Annotated in this window: 22 protein-coding genes; 6 read left to right on the plus strand and 16 right to left on the minus strand. The window is 70.8% G+C overall.

Translation table 11 applies throughout. The annotated features are described in order from the left end of the window. Positions 1 to 70 precede the first annotated feature (70 nt). The gene (locus BLW84_RS03800) at positions 71 to 1,024 is read left to right on the plus strand and encodes a GlxA family transcriptional regulator (RefSeq protein ID WP_093261313.1); all 954 of its coding nucleotides are present in this window, start codon (positions 71 to 73) and stop codon (positions 1,022 to 1,024) included. Between the two features lie 3 nt (positions 1,025 to 1,027). On the opposite strand, the gene BLW84_RS03805 is transcribed toward BLW84_RS03800, so the two are convergent. The 6 genes from BLW84_RS03805 to BLW84_RS03830 all read right to left on the minus strand — a co-directional run bounded on the left by BLW84_RS03805 (position 1,028) and on the right by BLW84_RS03830 (position 6,395). Then, a complete protein-coding gene (locus BLW84_RS03805; protein ID WP_093261315.1) occupies positions 1,028 to 1,930 on the minus strand; it encodes an oxidoreductase in 903 nt (300 codons plus the stop codon). Between the two features lie 119 nt (positions 1,931 to 2,049). Further along, the gene (locus BLW84_RS03810) at positions 2,050 to 2,757 is read right to left on the minus strand and encodes a M50 family metallopeptidase (RefSeq protein WP_093261318.1); all 708 of its coding nucleotides are present in this window, start codon (positions 2,755 to 2,757) and stop codon (positions 2,050 to 2,052) included. A gap of 49 nt (positions 2,758 to 2,806) precedes the next feature. After that, on the minus strand, positions 2,807 to 3,784 hold the full coding sequence (locus BLW84_RS03815; RefSeq protein WP_093261320.1) for a LacI family DNA-binding transcriptional regulator: 978 nt from the start codon (positions 3,782 to 3,784) through the stop codon (positions 2,807 to 2,809). A 179-nt stretch (positions 3,785 to 3,963) separates the two neighbouring features. Continuing rightward, on the minus strand, positions 3,964 to 5,277 hold the full coding sequence (locus BLW84_RS03820; protein WP_093261322.1) for a M20 family metallopeptidase: 1,314 nt from the start codon (positions 5,275 to 5,277) through the stop codon (positions 3,964 to 3,966). A gap of 53 nt (positions 5,278 to 5,330) precedes the next feature. Continuing rightward, positions 5,331 to 6,098, minus strand: coding sequence for an EI24 domain-containing protein (locus tag BLW84_RS03825; RefSeq protein ID WP_093261324.1), 768 nt, complete (start codon positions 6,096 to 6,098; stop codon positions 5,331 to 5,333). Between the two features lie 78 nt (positions 6,099 to 6,176). Next, the gene (locus BLW84_RS03830) at positions 6,177 to 6,395 is read right to left on the minus strand and encodes a hypothetical protein (protein WP_093261326.1); all 219 of its coding nucleotides are present in this window, start codon (positions 6,393 to 6,395) and stop codon (positions 6,177 to 6,179) included. 205 nt (positions 6,396 to 6,600) lie between these two features. Between BLW84_RS03830 and BLW84_RS03835 the strand changes: the two genes are divergently transcribed. Together BLW84_RS03835 and BLW84_RS03840 are read left to right on the plus strand one after the other, a co-directional pair. After that, positions 6,601 to 7,635, plus strand: coding sequence for an iron-siderophore ABC transporter substrate-binding protein (locus BLW84_RS03835; protein ID WP_093261328.1), 1,035 nt, complete (start codon positions 6,601 to 6,603; stop codon positions 7,633 to 7,635). 49 nt (positions 7,636 to 7,684) lie between these two features. Next, positions 7,685 to 8,179, plus strand: a complete 495-nt coding sequence (locus tag BLW84_RS03840; RefSeq protein ID WP_093261331.1) for an Lrp/AsnC family transcriptional regulator — start codon at positions 7,685 to 7,687, stop codon at positions 8,177 to 8,179. 113 nt (positions 8,180 to 8,292) lie between these two features. On the opposite strand, the gene BLW84_RS03845 is transcribed toward BLW84_RS03840, so the two are convergent. The 6 genes from BLW84_RS03845 to BLW84_RS03870 all read right to left on the minus strand — a co-directional run bounded on the left by BLW84_RS03845 (position 8,293) and on the right by BLW84_RS03870 (position 16,360). Further along, entirely contained in the window at positions 8,293 to 9,543 is a 1,251-nt protein-coding gene (locus tag BLW84_RS03845; protein ID WP_177226266.1) for a dihydrolipoamide acetyltransferase family protein, read from the minus strand. A 248-nt stretch (positions 9,544 to 9,791) separates the two neighbouring features. Further along, a complete protein-coding gene (locus BLW84_RS03850) occupies positions 9,792 to 10,787 on the minus strand; it encodes an alpha-ketoacid dehydrogenase subunit beta (protein ID WP_093261334.1) in 996 nt (331 codons plus the stop codon). Between the two features lie 111 nt (positions 10,788 to 10,898). Continuing rightward, positions 10,899 to 11,999 (minus strand): pyruvate dehydrogenase (acetyl-transferring) E1 component subunit alpha, encoded by a 1,101-nt coding sequence (pdhA, locus tag BLW84_RS03855; RefSeq protein ID WP_093261336.1) that lies wholly within the window; start codon positions 11,997 to 11,999, stop codon positions 10,899 to 10,901. A 22-nt stretch (positions 12,000 to 12,021) separates the two neighbouring features. Then, entirely contained in the window at positions 12,022 to 13,482 is a 1,461-nt protein-coding gene (gene lpdA / locus BLW84_RS03860) for a dihydrolipoyl dehydrogenase (protein WP_093261339.1), read from the minus strand. A 326-nt stretch (positions 13,483 to 13,808) separates the two neighbouring features. Beyond that, positions 13,809 to 15,023, minus strand: coding sequence for a M20 metallopeptidase family protein (locus BLW84_RS03865; protein ID WP_093261342.1), 1,215 nt, complete (start codon positions 15,021 to 15,023; stop codon positions 13,809 to 13,811). Positions 15,024 to 15,082: 59 nt separating this feature from the next. After that, on the minus strand, positions 15,083 to 16,360 hold the full coding sequence (locus BLW84_RS03870) for an MFS transporter (RefSeq protein WP_245760915.1): 1,278 nt from the start codon (positions 16,358 to 16,360) through the stop codon (positions 15,083 to 15,085). Positions 16,361 to 16,466: 106 nt separating this feature from the next. On the opposite strand from BLW84_RS03870, the gene BLW84_RS03875 reads away from it, so the two are divergent. After that, positions 16,467 to 17,507 carry an Lrp/AsnC family transcriptional regulator gene (locus BLW84_RS03875; RefSeq protein ID WP_093261344.1) on the plus strand — a complete coding sequence of 347 codons (1,041 nt, stop codon included), beginning with the start codon at positions 16,467 to 16,469 and terminating at the stop codon, positions 17,505 to 17,507. A gap of 32 nt (positions 17,508 to 17,539) precedes the next feature. On the opposite strand, the gene BLW84_RS03880 is transcribed toward BLW84_RS03875, so the two are convergent. Further along, positions 17,540 to 18,745, minus strand: coding sequence for a M20 metallopeptidase family protein (locus tag BLW84_RS03880; RefSeq protein WP_093261347.1), 1,206 nt, complete (start codon positions 18,743 to 18,745; stop codon positions 17,540 to 17,542). A gap of 18 nt (positions 18,746 to 18,763) precedes the next feature. Then, on the minus strand, positions 18,764 to 20,038 hold the full coding sequence (locus BLW84_RS03885; RefSeq protein ID WP_245760916.1) for an MFS transporter: 1,275 nt from the start codon (positions 20,036 to 20,038) through the stop codon (positions 18,764 to 18,766). Between the two features lie 105 nt (positions 20,039 to 20,143). Between BLW84_RS03885 and BLW84_RS03890 the strand changes: the two genes are divergently transcribed. Continuing rightward, positions 20,144 to 21,178: an Lrp/AsnC family transcriptional regulator gene (locus BLW84_RS03890; RefSeq protein ID WP_177226267.1), complete on the plus strand. Its 1,035-nt coding sequence runs from the start codon at positions 20,144 to 20,146 to the stop codon at positions 21,176 to 21,178. Here BLW84_RS03890 and BLW84_RS03895 read toward each other — a convergent pair. Continuing rightward, entirely contained in the window at positions 21,175 to 22,383 is a 1,209-nt protein-coding gene (locus tag BLW84_RS03895; protein ID WP_093261352.1) for a PucR family transcriptional regulator, read from the minus strand. The genes BLW84_RS03890 and BLW84_RS03895 overlap by 4 nt on opposite strands. A 224-nt stretch (positions 22,384 to 22,607) precedes the next feature. After that, complete coding sequence (locus BLW84_RS03900) at positions 22,608 to 23,456, minus strand: acyl-CoA thioesterase (RefSeq protein WP_093261354.1); 849 nt, start codon at positions 23,454 to 23,456, stop codon at positions 22,608 to 22,610. Between the two features lie 98 nt (positions 23,457 to 23,554). On the opposite strand from BLW84_RS03900, the gene BLW84_RS03905 reads away from it, so the two are divergent. Beyond that, positions 23,555 to 24,274, plus strand: a complete 720-nt coding sequence (locus BLW84_RS03905) for a GntR family transcriptional regulator (RefSeq protein ID WP_245760917.1) — start codon at positions 23,555 to 23,557, stop codon at positions 24,272 to 24,274. Positions 24,275 to 24,413: the final 139 nt, after the last annotated feature.

Here is a 24,413-nt window from a genome sequence, read left to right on the forward strand (position 1 = left end):
CCGTTGATCCTGATCTTGCCCGCCGCCCGGGACCAGCAGCCGGAATGCCGCTTTCCGCTAGATTCTGGTCATGCACGTTGTCGGTGTGCTGGCCGTGGACGGCGTGGTCGGCTTCGACCTGACCACCGTGTGCCAGGTCTTCGCGTCGGCCTGGTCGCCCGGCGAGGAAAGCCCTTACGAGGTGCGGGTCTGCAGCGCCGAGGACGCGCTCGTCACCGCCGTGGGCACCGGCAGCTTCCGGCTGTCCGCACCGTTCACCCTCGCCGATCTCGCCGATGCGGACACGATCGTCGTGCCGGGGCTGCGCGATCACCGGCAGCCACCGGCACCGGAGGCGCTGGACCTGCTGACCACCGCCGCGGCCCGGGGCGCGCGCATCGCGTCGATCTGCACCGGCGCGTTCCTGCTCGCCGCCGCCGGATTGCTCGACGGGGCGCGGGCGACGACGCACTGGGACGCCGCCGCGCGACTCGCCGAGACCTATCCACGGGTGCAGGTGGACCCGTCGGTGCTGTTCATCGACAACGGGCAGGTGCTCACCTCTGCCGGGGTGTGCGCCGGCATCGACCTGTGCCTGCACCTGATCCGCCGGGATCACGGCGCGGCGCTGGCCGCCCACGCAGCCCGGCGGATCGTGATGCCGCCGTACCGGGACGGCGGCCAGGCGCAGTTCATCGAGTACGAGCGGCCCGGCGGCAGCCTGCAGCCAACGATGGACTGGATGCGCGACAACCTGCACCGCGACCTCGCCCTGGACGAGATCGCGGAACGGGCGAGGGTGAGCGTCCGCACGCTGAACCGCCGGTTCCGCGCCCAGACCGGGACTACGCCGCTGCGCTGGCTGGTGCTGGCGCGCGTGCACCGGGCGCAGGAGCTCCTCGAAACCACCGACCTGCCGGTCGAGGTGATCGCCGACCACGTCGGCTTCGGTTCGGCCGCGGTGCTGCGCCGGCACTTCGGTGAGCGCGTCGGCAGCAGCCCGATCGCGTACCGCACCGAGTTCCGGCGCAAGCAGTTGCGATGAGCGTCAGTGCGCCTCTTCGAGGGTTTCCCCGTCCGCGACCAGGGCATCCAGCTCGGCGACGTCTTCGGCGGTGAGCGCCACGCCCGCGGCCGCGGTGTTCTCCTCGAGGTGGCCGAGGGAGGAGGTGCCCGGGATCAGCAGGATGTTCGGCGAGCGCTGCAGCAGCCAGGCCAGGGACACCTGGGCCTGGGTCGCGCCGCGGCGCTCGGCGACCGCGCGCAGCACGTCGTCCTGGCGGGCGCGGCTGTCGGCGAAACCGGAGCCCAACGGGAAGAACGGGACGAACGCGGCGCCGGCCGCCGCGGTCTGCTCGACCAGATCGGCCGACGTCCGGTTCACCACGTTGTAGAGGTTCTGCACGGACGCGATCTCGGTGTGCCGCCGCGCCTCCTCGAACTGCGCGGCGGACACATTGGACAGTCCGATGGCGCGCAGCAGGCCCTGCTCGCGGAGCTCGGCCAGCGCGCCGAGCTGGTCGGCCAGCGCGATGCCCCGGTCGACGGTGTGCCGCAGGTAGACCAGGTCCAGGGTCTCCAGCCCCAGGCGGCGCAGGTTGTCGTGCACCTGCGCGCGCAGCGCGTCGGGGTGGTTCAGCGGCAGCCACGCCGCCTCGTGGTCGCGGTACGCGCCGATCTTGGTGGCCAGCACGAGCCCGTCGCGGTAGGGCCGCAGCGCCTCCGCGATCAGCTCGTTGACCACCCACGGCCCGTAGAAGTCGCTGGTGTCGATGTGGTCGATGCCCAGCTCCACGGCGCGGCGCAGCACTCGGATCGCCTGCTCGCGATCGGCGGGCGGGCCGAACACGCCGGGCCCGGCCAGCTGCATCGCACCGAAACCGAGCCGGCTCGCGGTCAACTCCGCGGTCAGCGGGAACTTGCCACCCAGGGCGCTCGAAGCACTCGTCACGCCGCGATGCTGCTAGAAAACCGCGACCTCGGCAACAAGCCGTTGCTCACATCGTTGTCTTTGAAGCGGCGCAGCCGCTTAGCCGCACCGCCACGCAAGACGAGCCTGGAAACAAGAATTCACACCTGCGGCATCAGGAGCAGCCAGGTCCCGCCGATCACCACGGCGACGAGTCCGACGAGGAACCAGATCGCGAGCCAGATCCCGGCGGGCAGCCCGGTGAGCCGGGCGAGCTGGTCGGCATCGGAGTTCGGGGCGCGGCCGCCGGTGCGCTTGCGGCGCAGCTCGGCGATCGGCCGCAGGCCGCCGAAGAGCAGGAACCAGCTGAACAGCGCGCAGCACAGCGCCTGCCAGGCCGGCGTCGCGAACCAGGACACCGCGAAGATCACGCCGCCGGTGAGCACGATCGACAGCACGCCGTAGGCGTTGCGGATGGCGAGCAGCATCACGGCGAGCAGCGCGATGCACACCCACAGCATCACGTGCGCGAGGTCGACGGTGACGAGCCACGCGCCGCCGAGCCCGAGCAGCGACACCGCCGGGTAGCCGGCCAGCAGCGTGAACACCATGCCCGGCCCGGTCGGCTTGCCGGTCGACACGGTCAGCCCCGAGGTGTCGGAGTGCAGCCGGATGCCGTTCAGCTTGCGCCCGCTGAGCAGCGCGACCACCGCGTGCCCGCCCTCGTGGGCGATGGTCACCACGTTGCGCAGCAGCAGCCAGGTGTTGCGGCTGAGCACCAGGAGCAGCGAGAGCACGCCCGCGATGAGCGCGGCGACGTTGCCCGAATCCAGCAGTTGCGCGGACCACTCCCGCACTAAATCGTCCACAGTAGACACCCAAGGTCGGCGACAGACCGCGGCCCAGCGTAGCCGTAGTTCAGCCGGAGGCGCGGACGACCAGCTCCGGGGCGATGGCGACGCCGCGGGACGCGGCCTCGTCGCCGGCCAGTTGCGCCCCCAGCCCCCGGACCGCCTCCGCCGCGATCTGCTCCTGCGGCTGCCGCACCGTGGTCAGCGCGGGCTGGGCGAGTTCGGCGTACGGGATGTCGTCGAAGCCGGTGACCCGGACGTCCTCGGGCACCCGGACGCCGCGCCGCGCCAGCTCGCTCAGCACGCCCAGGGCGATCGTGTCGTTGCCGCACACGATGCCCTCCGGCAGCGGCCCCTGCGCCAGCAGGCGCTCCGCGGCCTGCTGGCCCCATTCCTTGCTGAAGTCGCCGAGCAGCACGTCGGCACCCTCGCCCGCGGCGCGCCGGAAGCCGTCCAGCCGGGCCTGCGCCGACGAGTCGGTCGGCCGCGACCCGACGAACACCAGGCGGTTCGCGCCGAGCCCCAGCAGGTGGCGCACGACCTGGCTCACCCCGGCCTCGTTGTCGACGCCGACCCAGCTGCCCGCGAAACCGTCCACCCGCAGGTCGAGCTGGATGACGGGAACCCGCGCGGCGGCCGCCGCCAGCACCTCGCCGCTGCGTTCGCGGTGGCACGGGATCATGATCAGGGCGTCGACCTGGCGATCGAGCAGCGCGCGGACCTGGCGCTGTTCGGTTTCCGGCTCGTAGTGCGAGTTCGCGAGCAGCAGGCTGCGCTGCCCGCCCTGCAGCTGCTTCTCCACGGATTCGACGAGCGTGGCGAAGAAGGGGTTGCCGATGCGCGGCACGACCATGCCTATGGTGTGCGTGGTGCGGCTGCGCAGTGCGGCGGCGACGACGTTGGGCTCGTAGTCGAGCTCGCGCGCGGCCGCGAGGACCTTCTCCCGGTTCTCCGCTCGCACGCCGCGCTGACCGGACAGGGCGCGCGACGCGGTCGCGACCGACACCCCGGCTCGCGCCGCCACGTCGTGGATCGTGACGCCCACGCCACCTCCTCGGTCTCGTACCGCCTGGAGCGTAATCGATTTCGCGCCGATTTCTCCACAGAATCGGGGACGTCCCGAACCGATTCCGCAGATTTGCGGAAACCGATTCCACGGGCATTTCCCCAGCTCCGGCGAAAGCCCGGGCATCCAGGTGGTGGCCTCGCGGCGGTCAGAGCGGGTCAGCCGAAGTAGGTGGCGACGTCCAAGGCGCCGCCCGCGGCCTCGAACTCGGCCCGGGCCGCCTGCCGGAGGTCCGCGTCGGCCAGGTAGTCCACTGTGGTCAGAGCCAGGCCGATCGCGCCGTCGAGCACCGCCCGGTCGCCCGCCGGAGTCGCCGCCGCGGCGGCGAATTCCTCGGTGTGCAGGGCGAGGTTCGGGTCGCCCAGGCCGATCATCGGGTGGATCGCCGGGAGCCGGTAGCTGAGGTTGCCGAGATCCGTCGAGCCGGTGAGGTACTCCGGGACGACGCCGCGCGGCAGGGACGTCCGGCCGCGCCGGGCCTGGTGCCGCGCCCAGCGGGCCGCCAACGCGTCGTTGTGCCGGATGGGCAGGTAAGCGGGGTTGTTGTCCCAGTTCAGCTCGACGCCGCAGCCCGTCATCGAGGCCGCGCCGTGCGCGATCGCCTCGATCCGGGCGGCGAGGTCCTGCAACGAGCCCGGCTCGGCGGACCGGACGTAGAACACCGCGGCGGCGCGGTCGGGCACGACGTTGGGCCGCTTGCCGCCGTCGGTGATGATCCCGTGCACCCGGTCCGTGGACGGCATGTGCTGCCGCATCGCCGCGACGCCCTGGTACGTCGCCACGACCGCGTCGAGCGCGTTGCGGCCCATGAACGGCTGCGCGGCGGCGTGCGCGGCGACACCGTGGAACACCACCTCCACCTGGCGCCGCCCGAGGAACGGGTGCGCGGCGATGTCGTGGGAGAACGGGTGCAGCATCACGACCGCGTCGACGTCGTCGAAAAGGCCTGCCCTGGCGAGGTGTTCCTTGCCGCCGCCGCCCTCCTCGGCCGGCGTGCCGACCAGGCTCACCCGGCCGCCGGTCGCCGCCACCGCGGTGGCGGCGGCGAGGAACCCGCCGACGGCCGCCGAGCAGATGATGTTGTGGCCGCAGCCGTGCCCGATGCCCGGCAGCGCGTCGTACTCCGCCAGCACCGCGACGTGCGGGCCGTCGCCGCCCGCCTCGACGCGCAGCGCGGTGTCCAGCCCGCCGACGCCCACCTCGGCGTCGTGCCCGTGGCGCCGCAGCAGCTCGGCGGCCTGGGCGACGGACCGGTGCTCGGCGAACGCCTCCTCCGGGTGCGCGTGCAGATCCCGGCTCAGCGCGACGAGATCCTCCGCGTTGTCGTCCACCCACCGCTCGACGTCGGCGCGCAACGCCTCGCCGGCGCCCGCGAACTCGGAGCGGATCGGCTCTGCCGCGGCGACCGCCCGCTCGGTAGCAGCGGAAACGGCGCGGAGGTAGGAGTCATCGGGCTGCCTAGGCTGAGTCACACCCCGACTCTAAAACCTGTGGACAAACGCGTCTTGCGTGGCGGCGCTGCGAATCATCGCCGCGCGACGCCGTCCTGCCGGGGAACCGGCCCGAGCACCCGGTGCGCCAGGAGCGTGCCGCCGACGACGGCCGACGGGATCACCACGAGCTGTGCGACCGGGATCAGGCACAGCAGGTAGGTCGGCAGCCCGAAGCCGAAGACCGCCGCCCGGTGCTGCCGCAGGGCCCGGCGCCGGTCGCGGAAGGTCAGGCCGCGCCGCTGGAACACCAGGCCGACCATCTCCAGGGTGACCAGCCACGCCCCGAAGAGCGCGCCCAGCACCAGCGCCGCGATCTGCCCGACCACCGGGATGAACCCGATGCCGAACAGCACGATCGCGCCGACCAGCGCGATGCCCACCAGCTTCAGCGAATCCCGCACGCCGCGGCCGAGCTGCCGCGCGAAACCGGCGCCGTCGTCGGAGGCGTCCAGCCCGAGCTGCTGCTCCGCCTGCTCGGCGATGTGCTCGTAGAACGGTCCGCCGATGAGCAGCGTGACGGCGATGAACGACACCGACGCCAGCAGCCCGCCCGCGCCGACCAGCGCCACGCCCACCAGGATGCGCAGCCCCTGGCGGGCGGCATCGCCCCAGCTGTCGGCGAACGGCGTCATCCAGCTGACCAGGTCGGGCGTGAAGTAGATCAGCGTGCCGAGGCCGCCCAGCAGCAGCAGGGCGCTGATCAGCGCCGGCAGCGCGCCGAGGAACAGCAGCTTGGGATTGCGCAGGATGATGCCGAAACCGGTGCCGAGCGTGCGGACACCGGAGAGGAACGAACTCATCAGGATTGGTCTCCCGTGCGGTGGCGATCAACGCCCACCGTATCGGCCGCGGCTCGGCCGCCGGGAGGGAACGGCGGATCAGCGCACCGTGTGGTGCCGGTTGCGCCGCGGATGCGGCACCGACCGGGGCCGCCGGTCGGCGGCCGGCCGGGGATTCCGGCGGTCCTCCTGGTGGTTCGCGTGCAGCTCCAGCAGCAGGACATCGGGGTTTTCCCCGGCGTGGCTGCGCCAGAGCATCCTCAGCAGCTCGTCCTCGGCTAGCACCCAGCGACGGCCGAAAACATCATCGTCACTCATGGCGGCTCCAGCATCCCCGCGGCTGTTCACGCATGGTGCACGTGCGATCTCTCCCCGCTAACCATACCTCGCCGGCCGCCTGCGGTGATCCGTCTCACCGGACCGCGCCTCGCGGTTGCCCGCGGGGAAGAGGTCAACTTAGGTTAGCCTTTCTTGCCAGAACTTCGGGCGGTCCGCCCGAACCGGACGACGAAGGACTTCGGTGATGACCCCTCCCCCAGGAGCTGGTGACCGCGGCAGGTTCGGCCGTCGGGGCTTCCTGATCGGCACGACCGGCGTGCTCGCCGCCGGACTGGCCGCCGGGCTGACGGCCTGCGGCGGCTCCGGCGGACCGGGCGGGACCGGCAACGCCCAGACCGGGCCCGGATTCCCGGCGAACATCCCGAACCGGTACGGCGCGGCGGAGATCAAAGCCGCGCCGCAGCGCGTCGTCACCCTGGGCATCACCGATCACGACGTGCTGCTGCCGCTGGGCGTGATCCCGGCCGGGCTGACCAAGTGGGGCCCGTGGGAAAGCGGCGTCGGCCCGTGGGCGGAGCCCTTCCTGAGCGGTCAGCGCCCCAAGGTGTTCGGCAGCGAGGTCGACGTGGAAGGCGTCATCGCGCTCGCCCCGGACGTCATGATCGCGCTGCAGAGCGCCTTGACGCAGGAGCAGTACAACCGGCTCAGCACCTTCAACCCGGTGGTGGCGCAGCCGCCGAACTCCATCGACTACGGGGTGAACTGGCGGGTGCAGGCCGAGACGATCGGCCAGGCGCTCGGCAAGCAGGCCGAGGTCGCCAAGCTGCTCGCCGACACCCAGGCACGCATCGACCAGACCCGCCAGGCGAACCCGCTGTTCGAGGGCAAGACGCACGTGACGGTCCGCACCGACTCGGCGGGCACCTACGCCGCCTACACCAAGCAGGACGCCCGCACCGCGCTGCTGGAGCAGCTCGGGCTGCGGCTGTCGCCCGCCATCGAGAACCTCGACAGCGGCGGCAAGTTCAACGTCAAGGTCAGCAAGGAGCAGGTGTCGCTGCTGGACGCGGATGTCGTGATCGTGACGACCGCCAAGGCCGCCGACGTGGACGCGGTCCGCAAGGACCCGCTGCTGAACAACCTCCCGGCGGCCAAGCGCGGCGCCCTGGTGCTGCTGGACGACTACGACCTGACCATGGCGCTGGGCTCGGCCACCGTCTCCAGCATCCCGTTCGCCCTGGAGCGGCTGACGCCGAAGCTGGTCGACGCGCTGAGCTGACGGACCCCGGGTTTGCACCCGGCTCGCGCGGCGGCAACGATACGTCGCTGTGACACGCAAGCCCCACGAGCAGGACTCGCCGGACGCGAAATCGCCCGTCCACGTGGACGAGTTGTCCAAGCGGATCATCGAACAGCTGCAGCAGGACGGCCGACGGTCCTACGCCGCGATCGGCAAGGCCGTCGGCCTGTCCGAGGCAGCGGTGCGCCAGCGCGTCCAGCGGTTGCTGGACTCGGGGATGGTGCAGATCGTCGCGGTCACCGATCCGCTGCAGCTCGGCTTCCTGCGGCAGGCGATGATCGGCGTGACCGTGTCCGGCGACGTGCAGGAGGTCGCCGACCGGCTCGCGGAGCTGCCGGAGATCGAGTACGTCGTGATCACGGCGGGCTCGTTCGACCTGCTCGTCGAGGTGGTGTGCCGGGACGACGACCAGCTGCTGGAAGTGATCAACCGCCGCATCCGCAGCCTGGAGTCGGTCACCGGCACCGAGACCTTCGTCTACCTCAAGCTCCGCAAGCAGACCTACGCCTGGGGCACCCGGTAGCGCGATCAAGGCGCCCAACACCAACTTCTACCGCGCGCCGGTCCACGCCGACGGTGAAAAAGGCCCCTTCCGCGAGACCGTGTCGTCGCGGAAGGGGCCCAAGTCGCCGATCGTCAGGCGATGATGCGGATCGGGTCCTCCAGGAGGCCGGTCAGCAGCTGCAGGAACGCCGCGCCGACCGCGCCGTCCACCGCCCGGTGGTCCGCCGACAGCGTCGCCCGCAGGATCTTGCGGGCCACGAACTCGCCGTCGCGAACCTGCACCTCGTCGCGGGCCGCGCCGACCGCCAGGATCGCCGCCTCCGGCGGGTTGATCACCGCGCTGAACTGCTCGATGCCGAACATGCCCAGGTTGGAGATCGAGAAGGTGCCGCCGGACATCTGGTCCAGCTTCAGCTTGCCCTCGCGGGCCCGCCCGGCCAGCTCCCGGCTCTCCGCGGCGATCTCCGAGACGCTCTTGCGGTCGGCGTCCTTGATCACCGGCACGACCAGGCCGTTGTCGATGGCCACCGCGACGCCGAGGTTGATGCGCTTGTGCTGCAGCATCTTGTCGCCGGCGAACGAGACGTTCACCGCCGGGTTCGCGCGCAGGGCCGTCGCCACCGCCTTGACGATCAGGTCGTTGACGCTGACCTTCGGGCCGCCCGCGGCCTGCAGGCGCTCGTTGAGGGTCGCCCGGAAGGCCATCAGGTCGGTGACGTCGATGGCGCTGGTCAGGTAGAAGTGCGGGGCCTGCTGCTTGCTCTCCGTCAGGCGCTTCGCGGTCACCTTGCGGATGTTGCTGAGCGGGATCTCCTCGACGTCCTCATTGGACACCACCGGAGCGGCGGCCGGCGCGGCGGCAGCCGGAGCAGCGGCGGCCGGGGCGGCCGAGGCGACGGCCTCGATGTCGGCGCGGATGATCCGCCCGCCGGGGCCGGTGCCCTGCACCGTGGACAGGTCCACGCCCTTCTCCTTGGCGACCGCCTTCGCCAGCGGCGACGCCTTCGGCTTCGCACCCTGCTCAGCGGGCGCAGCCGGCGCGGCCGGAGCCGGCGCGGCGGCGGGCTCGACCGGGGCCGGGGCCTCGGCGGCCGGAGCCGCAGCGGCGGCGGGCGCGGGGGCCGGGGCGGCTTCCGCGGCGGCACCGGAGCCGTCGCCGAGGATCGCGATCGGCGTGCCGATCGGCACCGTCGCACCCGCGTCGACGAGGATCTTCTCCAGCACCCCGTCGTCGTAGGCCTCCAGCTCCATGATGGCCTTGTCGGTCTCGATCTCGGCCATCACTTCGCCGCGCTTGACCTGGTCACCGACGTTCTTGTGCCAGGTCGAGATCACGCCCTCCTCCATCGTGTCGGAGAGCCTCGGCATCTGAATCTCAGTCATGGTCTTCCTCAGCAGATACGTTGGGATCGGAAAGCTCCACGCGCCCAGTCGGGCCGAACGTCAGGCAAGCGGCGCCAGCCGCTTTCAACCGCCCTCGCAACCGGCACCGCCGCGGGTTCTCAGAAGCCTTCTCGCGAGGACAGCCCAGATGCCGCGTATTGGTCATACACAAGTCTGGGATCCCGGAGTCGAGAAGGCTTCTGAGGTTCCGCTACCCGCACCGGCACGCAGAGCACCCGAAACCTCTCCTAGCGACGGCGGCCGACGGCGTCCAGCGTTTGGTGGACAGCGGTCGTAAGGGACTCGGCGGACGGCAGCGCGGCCCGCTCCAGCGGCTTGGCGTAGGGCAGCGGAACCTCCGCCGCGGCGACGCGACGCACCGGGGCGTCCAGGTAGTCGAACGCACCGTCCGAAATGGACGCGGCGACCTCCGCACCGATGCCGTAGGTCAGCCAGTCGTCCTCGGCGATCACGGCGCAGCCGGTCTTGCGCACCGACTCCACGACGGTGTCGCGGTCCAGCGGCCGCAGGCTCCGCAGGTCGACGACCTCGGCGTTGATGCCCTCTTCGGCCTGCAGCTTCTCGGCGACCTGCTGGGCGACCATGGCCATCCGCGAGTAGCCGATGATGGTGATGTCGGTGCCCTGCTTGGTCACCTTCGCCTTGCCGATCTCGGCGGGCTCGACGATGTCCGGGACCTCGCCCTTGGTGTTGTACAGCGCGAGGTTCTCCAGGAACAGCACCGGGTCGTTGTCCCGGATGGACGCCAGCAGCAGCGCCTTGGCGTCGGCCGGGGTGCTCGGCGCGACGACCTTCAGGCCCGGCACGAACGCGTAGTACAGCTCGATGTTCTGCGAGTGGGTGGCGCCCAGCTGCTGGCCGCCGCCGCCCGGCGTGCGCAACACCATCGGCACGCTGGTCTGCCCGCCGAACATGCCGTAGATCTTGGCCGCGTGGTTGACGATCTGGTCCAGCGCGATCAACGAGAAGTTGATCGTCATCAGTTCGACGACCGGCCGCAGGCCGAGCATGGCGGCGCCGACCGCGGCGCCGACGAAGCCCTCTTCGGCGATCGGGGTGTCGCGCACGCGCTTCTCGCCGAATTCCTTCAGCAGCCCGGCGGTGATCTTGTAGGAGCCTTCGAAGACCCCGATTTCCTCGCCGATGAGGAAGACGTCCTCATCGCGCAGCATTTCTTCGCGAAGCGTGTCGTGCAACGCTTGGCGATAGGAGATGACGGCCAAGGGTTTTTCTCCTGCACAAAAGCATTGGTGAACCCCGTGGATCTCTCCATTGGCGTCAGAGAGATCCACGGGATCTGTGGCGGGGTGTCGCGAATTCGCGGGGCAGAAGCCTCAGAAGACCGGGTCGGCCGGCAGGCGCCGCGAGTCGTTGGCCACTGGAGTGGCGTAGGTGTAGTCGAACAGCGTCGAGGGGTCCGGGTGCGGGCTGTCGTCGGCGAACGCGACCGCCGCGTCGGCCTCGGCCTGCGCCTTGCGCTCGATCTCCACGGCGGCGTCCTCGTCGAGGATGCCCGCCTCGATCAGCTCGGCCCGGAAGTTCGCCACCGGGTCGGCCTGCTTGGCCTTCTCGATCGAGTCCTCGCTGCGGTACTTGGCCGGGTCGACCACCGAGTGGCCCTTCAGCCGCTCGCTGACCGCCTCCAGCAGCGCCGGGCGACCGCTCTCGCGGGCCTCCTCGACCAGGCGGCTCGCCGCGTCGCGGACGGCCAGCACGTCGTTGCCGTCCACCCGCTCGCCGTGCATCCGGTAGGCGGCGGCGCGCTTGAACAGGTCCGGCTCGGCGGAGGACTTGTCGACCGTGGTGCCCATCCCGAGCTGGTTGTTGATCACCACGAAGACCACCGGCAGGTTCCACAGCGCGGCGATGTTCAGCGCCTCGTGGAAAGCACCGATGTTGGTGGTGCCGTCGCCCATCTGGCACATCACGACCTGGTCGCCGCCGCGGTAGTCGATGGCCATCGCGGCACCGGTGGCCAGCGGGACCTGCCCGCCGACGATGCCGTAGCCGCCGAGCAGCCCGGCCTCGACGTCGAACATGTGCATCGAGCCGCCCCAGCCCTTGGAGGTGCCGGTGGTGCGGCCGTACAGCTCGGCCATCACGCGGCCGGGCTCGATGCCCTTGGCGATCGCGTAGCCGTGCTCGCGGTAGTTGGTGAACAGCAGGTCGCTCTTGCGCAGCGCCCGCATCAGGCCGACGACGGTGGCTTCCTCACCGAGGTTGAGGTGGCAGTAGCCGCCGATCTTGGCCTGGGTGTAGCCCTGGGCCGCGCGCTCCTCGAAGCGGCGGATCAGGGTCATCTCGTAGAAGTAGTCCTTCAGGAGCTCCGGCGACTCACCGGCGAACCGTCCGCCGCCGGAGCCGCGTACCGAACCGGCGCGGCGCGACTTGGTGGCGCGAGTGGCAGGCTTGGTGCGGGTAGCAGTCTGTGCCATCACAGATCCCCTTCTCGTTCGCTCAGCGCTTCTTCGGCGGCGCGACGTGGACCGGCAGGCCGAGGGCGGACATCGCCGCCTCCATGCCGATCTCGCCCAGGGTCGGGTGCGCGTGGATGGTCTCGGCGAGTTCGTCGAGGGTGGCCTCCAGGGCCATGGCGAGGGCGCCCTCGGTGATCAGGTCGCTGGCGGAGTGCCCGATGATGTGCACGCCCAGCACCTCGCCGTACTTCTTGCCGGCGACGATCTTCATGAAGCCCTCGGTGTCGCCGTAGCTCTGCGCGCGACCGAGCGCGGCGAACGGGAACTTGGCGGCGACCACCTCGTGGCCGGCCTCGATCGCCTTGGCCTCGGTGAGCCCGACGCTGGCGATCTCCGGGTGGGTGAAGGTGGCGGCCGGGATGACGTTGTAGTCGATCGCGGCGTGGTGCCCGGCGATCGTCTCGGCGGCGACCACGCCCTGGTGCGACGCGACGTGCGCGAGCAGCGCCTTGCCGGTCACGTCGCCGATCGCGTAGACGTGCTCGACGTTGGTGCGCAGCTTGTCGTCGACGGTGATGAAGCCGCGCTCGGTGGTGGCGACGCCGGTCTTCGCCAGGTCCAGGTTGGCGGTGTTGGGCTTGCGGCCGACGCCGACCAGCACCACGTCCGCGTCGATCTGCTGCGGCTTGGCGCCGTCCACGGTGACCTTCAGGCCGTCGGCGGCCTGGTCGACGCGGGACACGGTCGCCTCGGTGAGCACCTTGATGCCGCGCTTGGTGAACGAGCGGCCCAGCGCCTTGCCGACCTCGACGTCCTCGGCGGGCACCAGGGTCTTCTGCATCTCGATGATGCTGACCTCGCTGCCGAGGGTGGCGAACAGGGTCGCCCACTCGGCGCCGACCGCGCTGCCGCCGATGATCGCGATGCGCTTCGGCACCTCGGTGAGCCCGAAGGCGCCGTCGGAGGTGATCACGCCGGGCAGGTCCGCGCCGGGCAGCGGCAGCTGCACGGGGACCGAGCCGGTGGCGATGATGACGTCGCGGGCCTTGACCTGCTCGATGGGCTGCGCGCCGGCCGGTTCGGCGGCGTAGCGCGGGCCGTCGGCGCCCAGCGGCGACTCACCGGTGGCGTAGACGTCCACGGTGGTCGGGCCGGTGAACCGGGCGTGGCCGTTGATCACGGTGACGCCATTGGTCTTGAGCAGGCCGGCGACGCCGTCGGTGAGGCCCTTGACGACGGCGCTCTTGCGACGCGTGATCGCGTCGTAGTCGACGGTGACGTTCTCGACGTTCACCCCGAAATCGGCCGCGTGCAGCACGGTTTCGTACACCTCGGCCGAGCGCAGCATCGCCTTGGTGGGGATGCAGCCCCAGTTCAGGCAGACCCCGCCGGGCCGTTCCTTTTCCACCACGGCGACCGCGAGGCCGCGCTGCGCGGCCCGGATCGCGGCGACGTATCCGCCGGGGCCGCCGCCCACCACGAGAAGGTCGAACTCCTGCACTTCGCTGTGCTCCTTTGACTGCACGCGCCGGTTACGGAAAGCCCGGATCGAGCGGGCAATTCTCACTGTGAGTGTCGTGAGCACGACCACTCCCGCGCTATGCCCGCTCGCCCAGACTTCTCGGACAACGAATGTGCAAAGCGCACATTCCTCCGCGTGACACACACAACATGTAACGCGATCATCACCGACAGTACTCGAGACGTCGATCACGTGACGCGAGACACACCTAGGCACGAAAAGGCAAGCGGCGGCGCCGACTCGAAGTCGACGCCGCCGCCGGCAGCCAGAAATACGCGCTTTGACCGAATGTCACGCTTGCACAGTCAAGCGCCTGACCGCGTGAACGTGCACATCCTCCGGACCGCCAACCCGGCGTACGCGGCCGCGCCGTCGCCGAGCACCGCGTCGTCGAACCGGGCTCGCGGCGAGTGGTTGTTCGGCGCCTTCTCCGGGGCGAGGTCTTCCGGGCAGGCGCCCAGGGAGATCATCGCTCCGGGGATCTCGTCGAGCACCCGGGAGAAGTCCTCCGAAGCGCTGAGCGGTTGGGGAGCCGGGGCGAAGCGGTTCTCGCCGTGCAGCTCCCGCAGGGCGTGCGCGACGAACTCCGCCTCCGCCTCGTCGTTGACCGTCACCGGGTACTGCTCGGCGAATTCCGCCCGGACCTCCGCACCGTGCGCTGCGGCGATGCCCGCGCAGACCTGGACCGCGCCGTCCTTGACCACCGCCTGGGCGTGCCGGGAGAAGGACCGGACCGTCGCGGCGAAGACGACCTCGTCCGGGATGACGTTCTCCTGGGTGCCGCCGTGGATCGTGCCGACCGTCAGCACCACCGGGTCGAAGATGTCGAACCGGCGGGTCACGAAGGCCTGCAGCGCCAGGACCATCTCGCACGCCACCGGCACCGGGTCCACCGCCCGGAACGGCGCCGAACCGTGCCCACCACTGCCCCGGACGGTCACCTCCAGCCGGCTGGACGCCGAGAGCATCGGCCCGCCGCGGGTGGTGAAGAGACCCCCGCGCAGGCCGGAGATCACGTGCAGCGCGTAGGCCGCGTCGGGCTTGCGCCCGGAAGCGGACAGGAGGCCCTCGTCGAGCATCCGCGCCGCGCCGTCGTAGCCCTCCTCCCCCGGCTGGAACATGAACACCACGTCCCCGGCGAGCTGATCCCGGCGCGGCGTGAGCAGCTTCGCCGCACCCAGCAGCATCGTCGTGTGCAGATCATGACCGCAGGCGTGCATCCGGCCGTTGTCCGCGGCGAAATCCAGCCCGGTCTCCTCGACCACCGGCAACGCGTCCATGTCCCCGCGCAGCAGCACCGTCGAGCCCGGTCGCGATCCGCGCAGGACCGCGGTGACCGAGCCGAGCCCGGTCCCCGTCGACACGTCCAGCCCCAGTCCGTCCAATTCGGACAACACGCGTTCCTGGGTGCGCGGCAGCCGCAGCCCCAGCTCCGGAACCCGGTGCAGATCATGGCGGATCCGCACCAGGTCCGGCTGCAGGGCGCGGGCGTCGTCCAACAACGTCGGCAGAGCGATCATGGGAGTCCGTTCTCATCAGGATGTGCGCACGACTCGTTTCCGCTTGCGGCAGCGGGAGATCAGCCGCGTCTGAGCACCGCGGTGCCCAACAGCGTGATGACAGCGGTACCGGCGGCGAACCACGGAACCGCGGTCAGGTGCCCGAGCGCCGCGAGCCCCTCCGCCAGCAGCGGGAAGGTGCCGCCGAACAGCGCCACCGCGAGGGTGAACGGCACGCCCATCGCCACGACCCGCACCGCCACCGGGAAGACCTCGCTGTAGAGCACGTTCGCCACGGCCGTCGTCGGCGCGACGCCGAGCACCAGGTAGCAGGTCGCCACCGCCCACATCGGCAACCAGCCCTGAGCGAGCGCGGTCATCAGCGGCACCGTGCTCAACGCCAGCAGCAGGGCCCCGATGCGGAACACCGCCATGCCGCCGAAGCGATCGGCCAGCAGCCCGGAAACCACCATCGCGGCGATCAACGCGAGCAGGCTTGGGATCATCGCCAGGTCGGACGCGGCGGAATGGACGACTCCGACCTGCGCGGCGTACTCCGGCAGGTAGACGGTGCCGAAGTAGACGCCGACCGTCGTGCCGGTGGTCATCAGGAACACCGCGAGCATGTTCCGGGCGTGCTCCAGCAGCTTCGGCCGCGGCGCCGAGGTTGCCCTACCGGCCTCGAACTCCTCGCTCTCGGCGGCGATGCGTCGCACCCAGAACGCCACGAGCCCGAAGAGCGCCGCCACGACGAATGCGATCCGCCAGCCGCCGTTGGAGACCCCCTGCGTGCCCTGGAAGAGCACCAGCGCGCCGACCACCGCAAAGCAGAGGATGTTGCCGATGAACGCCCCGGTGTAGGACAGGCCGCTGTAGAAGAACTTGCGGCGCGGCGGCGCGGTCTCGGTGATGTAGGCCGCGACGCTCGGGTTCTCCCCGCCCATCGCGATCCCCTGCAAGGCGCGCAGCAGCACCAGAAGCACCGGAGCCGCGACCCCGATCGTCGCCGCGGTGGGCAGCGCCGCGATCAGCAGGCTGCCGAGGCAGATCGTGGCCATGCTGACGATCAATGCGAACCGCCGGCCCCGCGCGTCGGCGATCCGGCCGAGCAGGTAACTGCCGAACGGCCGGACCACGAAGCCCACCGCGAATCCCGCGTACGCCGAGAGCAGCTTGGTCAGCTCGTCGTTCCCGGCGAACATCTGCGATGCGAAAAACGGCGCCAGAATCGCGTAGATCGTCCAGTCGAACGATTCGACGATCCCGCCGACCGTCCCGGCGATCAGCTCGCGACGTCCCTTCGGCGAAACCGCCGCTCGCCCTGGCCGCGCTGCCAGGGCCTCATCCACCTGCGCCACCACTCACCTCCGAGGTGTGTTCGTGCGGAGCAGAGTGCGAGCCGGTGTAGCTACCGGAAAGGAACCTGCGCGAGAATGCAGGAAAAAGCGCGAGGGCTGGAGGGCGATGCAGGAAAAGGAGCGAACGCTGGACGAGCTGGACCGCTCGATCCTGCACGCGCTGCAGATCTCGCCCCGCGCCTCGTGGACCGAGGTGGGCCGCGTGCTCGACGTGGACGCGGTCACCGCGGCGCGGCGCTGGGATCGGCTGCGCAGCACCGGCCAGGCCTGGACGACCTGCTACCCGGGGGTCCGGCTGATCGACGCGATCTTCACGGCTTACGTCGAGGTCGACGTGCAGTCCGGTCGGGCGATGGAGGTGGCCCGGACGCTGGCGACCTACCCGCAGGTGGCCACCGTCGAACACCTGGCGGGCGGCCGGGACCTGCTGGTCATGGTGCTGATCCAGGATCTCGGCGCGCTGTCGGAGCTGGTGTCCGAACGAATCTCGGCACTGCCCGGGGTCGCACGCACCCGCGCCGCGCTGGGTACCCGGGTGTTCACCGAAGGCTCCCGGTGGCGACTGCGCAGCCTCACCACCGCCCAGCAGCGGCAGCTGGCCCGACCGGCCGCCGACCAGCCGCGCGCCAACCTCGACGAGCACGACCACCGGCTGATCACCGCCCTGTCCCGGGACGCCCGGGCACCTGCGGTCGAGCTGGCCCGGGAGACCGGGCTGAGCGCGCCGAACGTCCGCCGCCGCATCGCCGGCCTTACGCACCACGGAGACGCCGTGCTGCGGTGCGAGGTCGCCCGCAACCTCACGGAATGGCCGATCGCCGCCACCCTCTGGGCCAGCGTCCCGCCCGGCGAGCTCGACAAGGTCGTGCAGGGCATGGGCGCCCTGCCCGAACTGCGGATGTGCTCGTCGGTCACGGGCCCGCACAACCTGCTGTTCACGCTGTGGCTGAAATCCGTGGCCGACTTGGCGCGCCTGGAAGCGCTGCTGGCCGACCGCCTGCCCCAACTCCACCTCGTGGACCGGGCGGTGACGCTGCGCATGGTGAAGCTGATGGGCAGGCTGCTCGACGAGGACGGCCACGAGTCCGGCTGCGTCCCGATCAACCCGTGGTCCCCGCCGAAGCAGCTGCCGGATCCCCGCCGGTAGGGGCGGCACCGAATCGGCACCGCCCCTGCGGGTCAGCCGCCCGACTGCTGGCGTTGCACCGCCAGCGCCGCGTATGCGACGGCTCCGTCGCCGAGGACCGCGTCGTCGAATTGGGCGCGGGGCGAGTGGTTGTTCGGCGCGTTCGCCACATCGAGGTCGGCCGGGCAGGCGCCGAGGGCGATCATCGCGCCCGGCACCTCGTCGAGGACTCGGGAGAAGTCCTCGGAACCGGCGACCGGGTTGGGCGCCGGGGCGAAGCGCTCCTCGCCGTGCAACTCGCGCAAGGTGTCGGTCACGAACGACGTCTCGGCCACGTCGTTGACCGTCACCGGGTACAACTCGACGAACTCCGCGTCCAGCTCGGCTCCGTGCGCGGCCGCGATGCCCTCGCACACCCGGATCGAGCCGTCCTTGACCACCGCCTGGGCCTCCGGCGAGAACGACCGGACCGTCGCGGCGAAGGTGACCTCGTCGGGGATGACGTTCTCCTGGGTGCCGCCGTGGATCATGCCCACCGTCAGCACGACCGGGTCGAAGATGTCGAACCGGCGGGTGACGAACGACTGGAGCGCGGTGACCATTTCGCACGCCACCGGCACCGGGTCCACCGCCCGGAACGGCGCCGAACCGTGGCCGCCGCGCCCGCGGACGGTCACCCGCAACCGGTTCGACGCCGAGAGCATCGGCCCGCCGCGAGTCGTGAACACCCCGCGCTTGATCCACGACGACATCACGTGCAGGGCGTAGGCCGCGTCGGGCTTGCGGCCGCTGGCCTCGAGCAGCCCCTCCTCGATCATCCGCGCCGCGCCGTCGTAGCCCTCTTCCCCGGGCTGGAACATGAACACCACATCGCCTGCGAGCTGATCCCGGCGCGGGGCCAGCAGTTTCGCCGCACCCAGCAGCATCGTGGTGTGCAGGTCGTGCCCGCAGGCGTGCATCCGCCCGTCGCCGGCGGCGAAGTCCAGCCCGGTCTCCTCCGCGACGGGCAACGCGTCCATGTCCCCGCGCAGCAGCACCGTCGGGCCGGGCCGGGCCCCGCGCAGCACTGCCGTGACGGAGCTGACCGATTCCCCGGTGGACACCTCCAGCCCAAGACCATCCAATTCGGACAGAACACGCTCCTGGGTGCGCGGCAGCTGCAACCCCAGCTCCGGAATCTGGTGCAGGTCGTGGCGGATCTGCACCAGATCCGGGTGCAGCGCACGGGCATCGTCTAGCAAGGTCGACAAGGAAGTCATGGCAATCCTTCTCCGAATTCAGTCCTGTTTGAACAGCGCGGTGCCCACCAGCGCGATGGCGGCGACGGTGGCGGCCACCCAGGGCACCGCGGCGAGGTACCCGGCCGCGCCGAGGCCTTGCGCCAGCAGCGGGAAGGTGCCGCCGAACAACGCGATCGAGAGGGTGGACGGCACACCCATGCACACCACCCGCACCTCGACCGGGAATCCGCGCGCGGACAGCACGTTGGCCAGCGCGATGGTCGGCGCGACACCGAGCACCAGGTAGAGGGTCGTCACCGCCCACACCGGCAACCAGCCCTGCGCGAGCGCCGTCATCAGCGGCACCGTGCACAACGCCAGCAGCACCAACCCGATCCGGAACACCCGCATGCCGCCGAAGCGGTCCGCCAGGATCCCGAACACCGCCATCGCGGCGATCAGCAGCAGCAGGCTGGGGATCATGCTCAGGTTCGAGCTCGCGGCCGGCGCCGCACCGACCTGCGCCGCGTATTCCGGCATGTAGGTCGTGCCCAGGTAGTAGCCGACCGTCACCCCGGTGGTCATCAGGAACACCGCGATCATGTTCCGCATGTGCCCGGCCAGCTTCGGCCGCTGCACTTCGCGCTTGCCGCTCTCGAACTCGCCGCTCTCCGCCGCGATGCTGCGCACCCAGAACGCCAGCACACCGAACACCGCCGCGATGACGAACCCGATCCGCCAGCCGCCGTCCACGACGCCGGGCTTGCCCATCACGAGCAGCAGCACGCCCACGACGGCGAAGCACAGGACGTTGCCGATGATCACGCCGCTGTAGGACAGTGCGCTGAACAAGAACTTGCGGTTCGACGGTGCCGTCTCGCTGATGTACGCGGCCACGCTGGGCGCTTCCCCGCCCATCGCGACGCCCTGCAGCGCCCGCAGCAGCACCAGCAGCGCCGGAGCCGCGACCCCGATCGACGCCGCAGTGGGCAGCAGCGCGATCAGCAGGCTGCCGAGGCAAATGGCGATCATGCTGACCATCAGCGCGAACCGGCGGCCTCGCGCGTCGGCGAGCCGCCCCAGCAGGTAGCTGCCGAAGGGCCGGACCACGAAGCTCACCGCGAAGCCCGCGTAGGCGGCCAGCAGCTTGGTCAGCTCGTTGTTCCCGGCGAACATCTGCGACGCGAAGTACGGCGCCAGCACCGCGTAGATCGTCCAGTCGAAAGACTCGACGACGCCGCCCACCGTCCCGGCGAGCAGCTCCCGGCGCCCCTTCACCGAGACCGCTGATCTCCCTGGTCGCGTTGCCAGGGTGTCGTCCACCTGCGTCACGTTCACCTCCGAGGTGCTTTCATTCGGAGCAGCGTGCGACCCGGCGGCAAAAGTCGATAGAAACCCGCGCGAGAATGCATGGAAAAGCTCGAAGGGCAGGTCCGGATGCACGAAACTTCACTCGACGAGCTGGACCGCTCGATCCTGCACGCGCTGCAGATCTCGCCGCGCGCCACCTGGACCGAGATCGGTGGCGTGCTCGGCGTGGATTCGGCCACCGTCGGGCGGCGCTGGGAACGGCTGCACGCGGCGGGTCTCGCCTGGACGACCTGCTACCCCGGGATGCGGCTGGCCGGCTCGATCTGCATGGCCTTCATCGAGATCGACGTGCAGTCCGGGCAGCAGGTGGCGGTCGGCCGCGAGCTCGCGACCTACCCGCAGGTGATCACCGTCGAGCACATGGCGGGCGGCCGGGACCTGCTGATCACCGTGATGATCCGGGATCTCGGCGCGCTCTCCGAACTGCTGTCCGACCGCATCTCACCGCTGCCGGGCGTCATGCGCACCCGCGCCGCGCTGGGCACCAAGGTCTTCACCGAGGGATCCAGCTGGCGGCTCCGCGCGCTGACGCCATCCCAGCAGCGCCGACTGACCCACCCGACCGCGACGGACCTGCCGCCCGCGACCGACCTCGAAGAACGCGACCGCAGGCTGATCACCGCGCTGTCCCGGAACGGCCGGGTGACCGCGGTCGAGCTCGCCCAGGAGACCGGTCTGAACCCGCCCAGCGTGCGCCGGCGGCTGGCCGGGATGACGCACAACGGCGGCCTGTCGCTGCGCTGCGAGATCGCGCGCGACCTGACCGACTGGCCGGTCTCGGCGAGCCTGTGGGCGAGCGTGCCGCCGGGACAGCTGGACAAGGTGGTGCAAGGCCTGCGGGCGCTGCCCGAGCTCCGGCTGTGCGCATCCGTCACGGGCCCGCAGAACCTGCTGTTCACGGTGTGGCTGAAATCGGTGGCGGACTTGGGCCGCCTGGAAGCGCTGCTCGGCGAGCGCCTCCCCCAACTGCAGCTGGTCGACCGAGCGGTGGCGCTCCGGCAGGTCAAGCTGATGGGCAGGCTCCTGGACGACAACGGCCACGCCGAGGGCTGCGTCCCGATCGACCCCTGGCTACCCCCGAAGTCCCTACCGGCCGCCTAGTCCCGGAGGCCGTCGCGGAGGCGCAGCGCGGACAGCGCCAGCGACAGCGACACGTACGCCGAGCGGCCGTAGAGGGGTTGGCCGATCAGCGACGTGATGCGGTGCAGGCGGTTGAGGACCGTGTTGCGGTGGCAGTGGAGGCGGACCGCCGCGTTGGCCGTCGAGCAGTTCTCCTCCAGCCACGCCGCCAGGGTGTCCAGCAGCATGTCGCGTTCCTTGACCGGCAGCTCCAGGATCGGACCGAGCTGGGACTCCAGCATCCGCTGCGCCAGGTCCGGCGACTGCACCAGCAGCGCCTCCGGATACCGCTCCTCCAGGGTCACCAGCTCCGCGGCGCCGTACGACGAGGTGCCCAGCGTGGTGAGCGCGAGCTGGTGGGCGAGCCCCACCTCCGCGAGACCGCGCACCGGCGGCGACACCGCGACCCGGCCGCGCGCCAGCGGTCGCAGCGCGTCCAGCGCGAGGTCCTTGCTCCGCTGCTCCAGCGCCACCAGGCCCACCAGCGAATCGGCGCGCACCTGCCACACGGAGCGGAAGTGCAGGGCGCTCAAGGCGTCCTGGTGCCCGCGCAGCGCGAAGCCGCCGTCGCTGGTCAGGTCGGCGACGATCACCAGGTACCGCCCGCCGGTGGGCAGGTCGAGCTCCTTCGCGGTGCGCTGCGCGAAGGCGATGTCGCGCGCGCGACCCGCGAGCAGGTCCTCGACCATGGCGTGGCGCCGCTGGTCGTCGCGGCGCAGCCGCTCGAGCTCGGTGTTGCGGTAGGACGTCGACAGCGTCGAGGACAGCCCGTCGATGACCGTCCAGATCGACGTCGCGACGCCCAGCACCGAGTCGGGGTCGGCGCCGTCCTGGTGCGCCTGGTCGACCAGCGCCTCCCAGGCGATCCGGCCGCCCAGCCGGAACGTCCGCAGCATCACCTCCAGCGGCACGCCCTGTTCGGCGCGGCGGCGGCCGATCGCGGCCGCCACGTCGTCGCCGTCCGGCCCGGGCACCTCGCCGCTGAGGATCTGCAGGATGCGTTCGAGGTACTGCCGGCAGCCCTCCCAGAGGTCCTCCTTGGGAACGGGGCTGTAGTCGGTCCACTCCGGGTTGTCGGTGAAGATCGCGGCCATCAACCGCTCGGTGAGAGCGGGCACGTCGGCCAGGCGGGCCCGGGCCAGCGCGTGGGTGACTTCGGCGGCGGAGTCGGCAGGATCAGCTACCACACCCAGGAACGATACCGGCCACCCGCTGTTCTTCTTTGAAGCGGCGCAGCCGCTTAGCCCACCCCCACAACCGGCACCGCCGCGGGTTCTCAGGCGTCTTCTCGCGAGGACAGCCCCGACGTGGTGAATTGGCCATTCATGATGTCGGGGATCCCACAGCGAGAAGACGCCTGAGGTTCCGCCACCCGCACCGCCACGCAAAACGAGCCTGGAACACCTTTTGTTCATCGCTCGATTCGCAGCAGTCCCTCCTGCGCGACCGTCGCCACGTGGCGGCCGGAACGGTCGAAGACGTTGCCGCGTCCAAGTACCCGACCGCCCGCCGCAACCGGGCAGTCCTGGTCGTAGAGCAGCCACTCGTCGGCGCGGAGGTCTTCGTGGAACCACATCGCGTGATCCAGACTGGCCAGCTGCAGCCCCTTGGCGTGCCGGTCGACGCCGTGCAGCAGGAACACCGGCTCCAGCAAGGTCATGTCCGAGGCGTAGGCCAGCGCGCAGGCGTGCAGCAACGGATCGTCCGGCAGCTTCTCCGGGGCGCGCATCCACACCAGGTGCCGGGAGGCGTCGCTCGGCTCGACCGGCGGCGGGTACGGCGGGTCGTCGACGTGGCGGAGCTCGATCGCGCGCGGCTTGCGCCACCAGTCCGGCACCGGCACGTCGGAGTCGGCGAAGCGCTCGTGCAGCGGCAGCAGCTCCTCGGGCTCGGTGGTCCGCGGGAACTCCGCCTGGTGCCGCACGCCGTCACGGCCGCGCTGGAAGGAGACCAGCGCGGTGAACACCTCCACCCCGCCCTGGCGGGCGATCACCCGCCGCGCCGAGGTGGCCCCGCCGTCCCGAATTCTGTCCACTGTGTACTCGACGAGGTCCGTCGGGTCCGCGGGCCGGACGAACAGCGCGTGCATCGAGTGCACCGGCCGGTCGCCGGCGACCGTGCGCCCCGCCGCGGCGATCGACTGGGCGAGCAGCAGCCCGCCGAACAGGCGGAGCTTCGGCATCGGCTGGGTGCGGCCCAGGAACCGGTCGGTGTCCGGCTCGGCCAGGTCGAGCAGATCCTGCAGGCGGGGAACGTCCATTACCTGAATCAACTACGCACAACAGGTGGTATCAAGTTGCACGTGACAGGCGACACAACCGGCGGATCTGGGGCGGCCGAGCGGTGATCGAGGCTGCGATGCGCGCACGCTCCCCCCGGCTTCCCGACGAGCTGGCCGGCCGGCTGCGGGAAGGGATCATGACGGGCCGGCTGCGGCAGGGCGATCACCTGCACCTGGAGCGACTCGCCGAGCAGCTCGGCGTCAGCGTCACGCCGGTCCGGGAGGCGCTGCTGGCCCTGCGCGGGGAGGGCTTCGTCGACCTCGAACCGCGCCGCGGGTTCACGGTGGCGCCGCTGAGCCGGCAGGACTTCGAGGACGCGCACCGGCTGCAGGCCACCATCGCCGGCGAGCTCGCGGCCCGCGCGGCGCGCCAGATCGACACCGAGCGGCTCGCCGAACTCGGTGCCCTGCTTGAGGAAATCCAGATGGCGAGCCAGTTCGCACTGCTCGACATGGGCGAGCCGGTGGCCCGCTTCCACACCGTGATCTGCCGGGCCGCCGAGTCACCGAAGCTGTCCTGGTTCCTCGGCATCGCGGTGCGCTACACGCCGCGCAACGCCACCGCCGACGTGCCGGGCTGGCGGGAGATCGCGGTGGCCGACCACCAGAACCTGCTCACCGCGCTGCGCCACCGGGACCCAACGGCCGCGCGCGCCGCGATGCACCAGCACATCACCCATACCGGACAGTTACTGATCCATCACCTGCAGCAACTCGGCTTGTGGTCCGAGACTCCCGAAAACCCACCCCCGCCAGGGAGTTCCGCATCACACCTGGAACATGGCGACGGTCGCTAACGTTGTTCCCCCTCGTGGCGACACCCCAGGTGAGACGCCCGATGTGGCGTTCGCCGCAATCGCCTTTTCTGTTCCTACGCGAGAATCCGGGGGCACCAGCCATGCAGAGCAACAGCCGCACCTTCGTGTCGGTTGTCGG

The organism is Saccharopolyspora shandongensis (assembly GCF_900106995.1).
Taxonomy (GTDB): Bacteria; Actinomycetota; Actinomycetes; order Mycobacteriales; family Pseudonocardiaceae; genus Saccharopolyspora; species Saccharopolyspora shandongensis.